Here is a 1,582-nt window from a genome sequence, read left to right on the forward strand (position 1 = left end):
GAGGCAAACCCAGGGTCGCCGTCCTCTCCGGCTTCGGGATCAACTGCGAGACCGAGACCATGGCCGTCTTCGAGATGGCCGGCGCCTCAGCAGACAGGGTACACGTGAATCGACTGGTCAGCGGCGAGGCGACCCTCTCCGACTACGACATCATGGCGGTCCCCGGGGGCTTCTCCTTCGGTGACCACCTAGGAAGCGGGAGGCTGATGGGCAACCGGCTCAGGTTCGGCCTCCGTGAGCAGGTGAGGGAGTTCGTTGCTGCGGGCAAGCCAGTGATAGGGATATGCAACGGTTTCCAGGTACTCGTCAAGATGGGGCTCCTCCCCGGCGACGACGAGGTATCACTCACCCAGACCGCATCACTGGCACTCAATGACAGCGGCCAGTACGAGAACCGCTGGGCGACGCTGGAGTTCGACCCCAACAGCCCCTGCATCTGGACCAAGGGCATCACCCGCATGCGCGTACCGGTACGACACGGCGAGGGCAAGTTCGTCACCGACGACCCCGGGCTCCTCGACGAGTGGGCCGAATCGGGCCAATTGGTGGCTCGCTACGTCGAACCGGGTTCGGAATACCCGAGCTCCACGGACGAGGTGCTCCCATACCCGATATCACCCAACCAGAGCTGGAGGAACATAGCAGGGGTGTGCGACCCCTCCGGACTGGTGTTCGGGCTGATGCCGCACCCGGAGGCAAACCACTCGACATGGCTGGGGGCGACTTGGACCCGCGAGGAAATGGAGCACGGGGAGGGCGAGGGCATGGCGATATTCCGGAACGCCGTTAACTACGTCACGTCCCACTAGGCCGCCATAAGCACCAAAACACCTCAACCGGTGGGTGTGGCATGTCCGAGGACATCTGCTTCGAGATATTCATTGAAGTCGTCTTCTGGATCATATTGCACGCGGTTTACGAGATAGCCGTACAGGTCCTGGTGAGCCTCGGGCTGAGCAGAGTCGCTGCCGAGGGCCTAGTGCTGGTGTCCGCACTCGTGGTCTTACTCCTGTTCGCCGCCAACACCGCGCGCAAGAGAAAGCTACTCGGGAAGGCCGTGGTCCTCGACACAGACGGGGATGGGGTGATCTCCGAGGAGGAGGAGGCCGCCGCCTTCGACCGCCACCACGACGATGACGAGCCAGAGGAGTGGTGGGAAAGTGACTGACCCATCGATCACCGTCGACGAGGAGACACTCCTGATCGACGCGCTCTCATCCATGCACCCCGACGCCAAGAGGAACTCCCTCCGCCGGATGATATCCCACGGCAGGGTCAGGGTGGACGGGGAGAGGGCCGAGCACCCGCGCCAGAGGGTCGCAGAGGGCTCGACGGTCACCGTCCTATCCAGGGAGGACGGCGACAGGCCCGCCGCTCCCAAGCCGGGGATACCCGAGCCCCGAGTGCTCTACTCGGACTCCGAGGTGATAGTAGTCGACAAGCCGCAGGGTCTCCTCTCCGTGGCCACCGACAGGGGTGAGGCGGGCCGCGTGTTCGGCAGGGCCGCCAAGTGGGCGAGGGAGAAGGGCAGGGCGAGGGCCGTCCTCGTCCACAGGCTCGACAGGGAGACCTCCGGGTGCCC

Annotated in this window: 3 protein-coding genes; all 3 read left to right on the top strand. The window is 64.5% G+C overall.

The features are described from left to right. Nucleotides 1-809: phosphoribosylformylglycinamidine synthase subunit PurQ (locus tag GY812_16790; GenBank protein ID MCP4437142.1), on the top strand; the 809-nt coding region annotated here is incomplete at its 5' end. 41 nt (nt 810-850) lie between these two features. After that, nucleotides 851-1,168 (top strand): hypothetical protein, encoded by a 318-nt coding sequence (locus GY812_16795; protein ID MCP4437143.1) that lies wholly within the window; start codon nt 851-853, stop codon nt 1,166-1,168. Further along, the coding region (locus GY812_16800; protein MCP4437144.1) for a hypothetical protein at nt 1,161-1,582 on the top strand (422 nt) is incomplete at its 3' end. The genes GY812_16795 and GY812_16800, both read left to right, overlap by 8 nt.

The sequence above is a fragment of the Actinomycetes bacterium genome (genome assembly GCA_024222295.1).
GTDB lineage: Bacteria > Actinomycetota > Acidimicrobiia > Acidimicrobiales > Microtrichaceae > JAAEPF01.

What these genes read in the sequence shown, in the direction of transcription:
- GY812_16795 (MCP4437143.1), top strand. Translation starts at nt 851, where the DNA reads ATGTCCGAGGACATCTGCTTCGAGATATTCATTGAAGTCGTCTTCTGG.